The organism is Bacillus salacetis (assembly GCF_003581585.1).
In the GTDB taxonomy this organism is placed as follows: Bacteria; Bacillota; Bacilli; order Bacillales; family Bacillaceae_B; genus Rossellomorea; species Rossellomorea salacetis.
Genome location: NZ_QXIR01000062.1, coordinates 1 through 4,430 on the forward strand (window position 1 = coordinate 1; position 4,430 = coordinate 4,430).

A 4,430-nucleotide genomic window follows, 5' to 3' on the forward strand; every position below is an offset into this window, starting at 1 on the left:
CGCCGTGAGGCTGAGTGGATAAAAATACGCAAAATATAGATTAAAATATCCGAGTTTCTACTATAATAATAGACGGTTAATTTCACTCCTCTTTCCTTCTAATTCCACGATTCATTTTTAATGCGAATTTCACCCCATAAAACGCAAAAAAATGGCCCACCTCCCTTAATGGAGATGAGCCTGATTGGTCGTTTTTCTTCTATATAGAACCGTAATTTTGCTTGAACTCTTACACACTACTGTCGAGTTCAGCTACCTTAATAATATCTTCAGGAGGTACATCATAGTTCTCTTCAAGAAAGATCATTTTATTTTCAATTGGATAGTGACAATATTTAAATAGCAAAAATTCTAGAGCCTTAAAGATCAAATACATACGCTGGTCATTTAATTCTAAATGGTCATTAAAAGTTGTCCAGTGAATCTGATTAACAGGAACATTGAAAGATACCAAAGAAGGCACACCTTGCAATTTCCAGTATTTTTCTAAATCAGAACTACCTATAATTTCTCTACCAATATGCGAAACTAACTCTGGACATTCTCTAATGTGAGAAACATTCGAGTCTATTAAGGCAGATTCACAAAAAAGGAAGCCGTTTATACATCTATCCTTTTTAAATCTATATGTAAGGTAGTCAGTGCCCGCTTCCTTACCTTTATATAATAGAACTAGGGTGTCTGGATAATTTTCTCTTATCGATATTTCGTACTGTGACAGAAAGTTAGTGAAGCTATTTTTAGTGAGTAATAATTTCCTTAGATTTAATATACCTTCATTCAAAAAACTATTTTTATCAAGTATTGATGAAATATGATGTACAGTGATTTCCTGAAAATTGATTTCTTCGGGCTTAAAGTACTCTTTTATATCATTTTGTGAGAGATTATCATAATAGTATGAATTACCATCTATAGTTATTCGATTCCTGTTATCTTTGAGAAATTGTACAATATCTTTTTTATCGACATTCAGGATTCTGGATAACGAAATAAAAGTTGACTCAATACTTCGACAATCTAAAGTTATATTTGTCATTTTTTCACCTAACTATAATTTATTTGTCTACTTAACTTTCAATAATTCATTATTTATTGTTATCAATTATATTTTTAAGATCACGCTTCATTTTCTTTTTTCACTCTAAAAACCAATCTCTTAATTAATTTTACCATAATATAAAAGGGACCTGTCTCGTATCAATTATTTACTAATCATAACTTCTCTGTTAAAACGCAATTTAAATTAAAAAAATGGCCCACCTCTACAAAGGGAGATGAGCCAGTTAATCTATTACTCTATTAAGTTATTACTTCGCAAAACCAGAATGCTTGATAACCTGATAATGAAACACTTCTCTGGTTCCACCCTTTTCCGGTGCTTTGAATCTTTCCATTTTTCCTTGCTTCATTAATGGTCTCAAAATAACTTGGAAGATGTGCGAATCAGAAATGACCATCTTCTCATTCATAAAACTTACAATCTCTTTTAGATCCTTTGGCTCCTCGCAAAATACTAACAGCTCCTCCACCTCAGGGCCGTTGAGTAGCGCCTCATGTTTTTCCTTCGTTTCCTGCTTCTTTTGCTGCCTTTTTAATTCTACAAAATCAGCATAGGTTTCTGGCATTTCTTGTTCCAGTTCAAATATGAGATAGTAGGTGACCTTTCCATCTTTACACACTTCTGCTCGACTAATTAATTCTTGAAATAAATCGTCAGGAAAGTCCTCGCTTGCTCCTTCCACATGCTTTTTCACCTTTTTCATGATTTCCTTAAACATTTTTCTTTCATGTTCCACACGTCTTTCTCGTTCACTAAAGTGTTTCAATCGGTCATGCAACTCCACCAATTCTTCTGTCAGCTTATCCACCAGCTGAGTGTTTTGGCCATTTTCATGGATACCCTCTTCTACTGCTTTATACAAGGCTTGGTTTTGCGTTTCCACTTTGTCCTGCAAATCTATTTTTTCCTGCTTCTCTTCCTCTGTTAATTCCAATCTATTAATCCAATGCAAGACGTCATTTTTAAAATTAGGGTTCCTATGAATCTGTTTTAAAAAGTGGATGAAGTTCCACTCTAAATAATCCTGGCGAATACGCCTTGTATCGCATCGTTCAGTTCTATATCTCTGATCATGGCGGCAGCACACCCAAAAGTGCGTTTCAAAAGGTTTTTTCCATCGTCTCTCTACATGCCGTCTATGCCCCATCAAATATCCACATTCACCACAATACAGTTTTTCAATAAAAGCTTCGTTTTTCAGTTCATCTTTTTCATACTTCTGATGTCCATCTTTGATAAACCCTTTTTTCCGTTCTTCTAAAATATCCTGAACCCGGTCCCAGTCCTTTGGCTTAATGATCGCTTCATGGTGATTTTCAATATAATACTGTGGTTCCTCTCCTTGATTACGGATGACCTTGGATTGTAAGGTATCAACGGTCACGTGTTTTTGAAATAAATAATCACCCTTATACACTTCATTTGTTAACATTGCCATCACTGATTTTGGGTTCCAATAGTCTTTTCCTGTCGCTGTTTTAATCCCATCACTGGCTAAGTCTTCACAAATTTTATTTACTGTCTTACCTTTTATCACTTCCCTAAAAATACGTTTGATGATTTTGGCTTGCTCTGGCTGGATATGCCAGCGATAATCCTCGTCTACCCAATATCCATACGTAGCCTTTTTCCACCGGATAATTCCTCGTTTGGCTTGACTACGATGCCCCCAAGCAATGCTCCTTCCCACATTCATCACTTCTTCCTGAGCGATGGCACCGTAGATGGACATCATCAGTTCCGATTGAGGATCAGACGTCCAAATATTCTCCTTCTCAAAATAAATATACACAGGGGTTGGGAGTTGCTTCAGGTGTCTTGAAATGGAAAGGGTCGCCGTGAGGCTGGATGGATAAAAATACGCAAAATATATCCCCCTATAACAAACCGCTTTATATAGGGGTTTATCCAATGTTCCATTCAATCCGCACTTTAGGTTTCCATCCCAATATAAAAATGCTCATCACGATATTGTGATGAGCAAGGTTTGATGAGTTTCTTCTATATAATATTAGTCATTGGTTTTAACTGTTGAGAAGTCTTCAGGGTCTCGATTTATTAAATCTAAATTTAAACATAATTCTTTACTCGCATCCTCAACACTTAACATATGTTTCTCTAGATAAGCCATTATTACCATATACGAAAAGCACTGCGCCTCAATCGTTAATTTTCTAGATATCGAGAAAGGAAGTTCTCCGAAGCTATGAGCACTTTCATTTCGTAACTCAAAAAGTTCATAGTAATAATCAAAGTTAGTTATACCCTTTTTAAAATAAATGTCATCGGGCTCTAAGTTTATTAATGCCCGCCATCTCTCTTTTGCTCTAATTACTTTAGCTTTATCTTCTTTTTTCCCTGGCTTGCCTAAGATTGCTTCTACCGCTCTACAACTTTGTACTAATGCCGCCTCCATTTTTGGGATAAGCTCTGCCTCTTCCCATAATTGTGGTTCATGGCTAGGGTGTTTTTTATAGTCGGATTTACTTAGCTCACAGATGAAGCAAAACCAATGACATTCTACTGAATTGCTAAATATACTCAGTGATGTGTAAAACCTATCGTCTCTTAATAACAATTCTATTAAAGGAGCTATCTCTTTAAAAAAGGACACCTTTTGTATTGAGCCATTGAAAGTACCTTCACCTATATGATCATCTCTTTGAAACTCATTTTCTTCTATAGACTTTAAGTGATCAAAGTAATAAATCCAATGGTACTTCATATCTGAGGTGTGCTCAAAATCATAATAATATGCTAGAGCTAAGCTCATTACATACCCCATGTTCTTCCAATAATTATTGTTTTTAATATCTGTTGAAACCTCTGAAACTATTGACGAGTTTTTATCTTTTGAATGTGTCCATATAAACAGTTCCTCATACTTTGTTTTCATTAACGGCGTGTAATCATTCACTTTAAACCCGGTACTATTATCTGTTTTTATTCCTGAGATAATGGCATGATGGCACTCCTTATTTGGAATATCTGGGGGGTATCTTTTTAAGAGTTCTTCCCTTTTCTCATTCATTACTTGTACATATTCTTCTATCGCTTTATGTAATTTTTCGTTTGCTTCACTCATAATAAACGCTCCTATTTTATTACTCTTTATTACCAAGATACCACAATCAGTTAGAAGTTTTATACAATTAAAAGATTACAACAAAAAAAGCCCACCAAGCGGCAATATGCCTACTCAGTGGGTTCTCATTACTTCTTCACCATATAATATTTTCGCTTACTTTGACTGCCTGGGATAAAATTTTTCTGCAGTTTCCCTTTTTCCATCAATGGCAGTACAATGCTCTTTCGGAAATAGGATTCTGAGATCGTCATCATCGTGTTCATAAAGGCCAGGATTCCC

The 4,430-nt window shown here is 35.3% G+C and carries 3 protein-coding genes; all 3 read right to left on the reverse strand.

From position 1 onward, the window contains the following. Nucleotides 1-229: 229 nt before the first annotated feature. Complete coding sequence (locus D3H55_RS23395) at nucleotides 230-1,039, reverse strand: hypothetical protein (RefSeq protein WP_119549734.1); 810 nt, start codon at nucleotides 1,037-1,039, stop codon at nucleotides 230-232. Between the two features lie 271 nt (nucleotides 1,040-1,310). Next, nucleotides 1,311-2,987: a recombinase family protein gene (locus D3H55_RS23400; RefSeq protein WP_136035791.1), complete on the reverse strand. Its 1,677-nt coding sequence runs from the start codon at nucleotides 2,985-2,987 to the stop codon at nucleotides 1,311-1,313. 87 nt (nucleotides 2,988-3,074) lie between these two features. Beyond that, a complete protein-coding gene (locus D3H55_RS23405; protein ID WP_119549736.1) occupies nucleotides 3,075-4,148 on the reverse strand; it encodes a hypothetical protein in 1,074 nt (357 codons plus the stop codon). Nucleotides 4,149-4,430 lie beyond the last annotated feature (282 nt).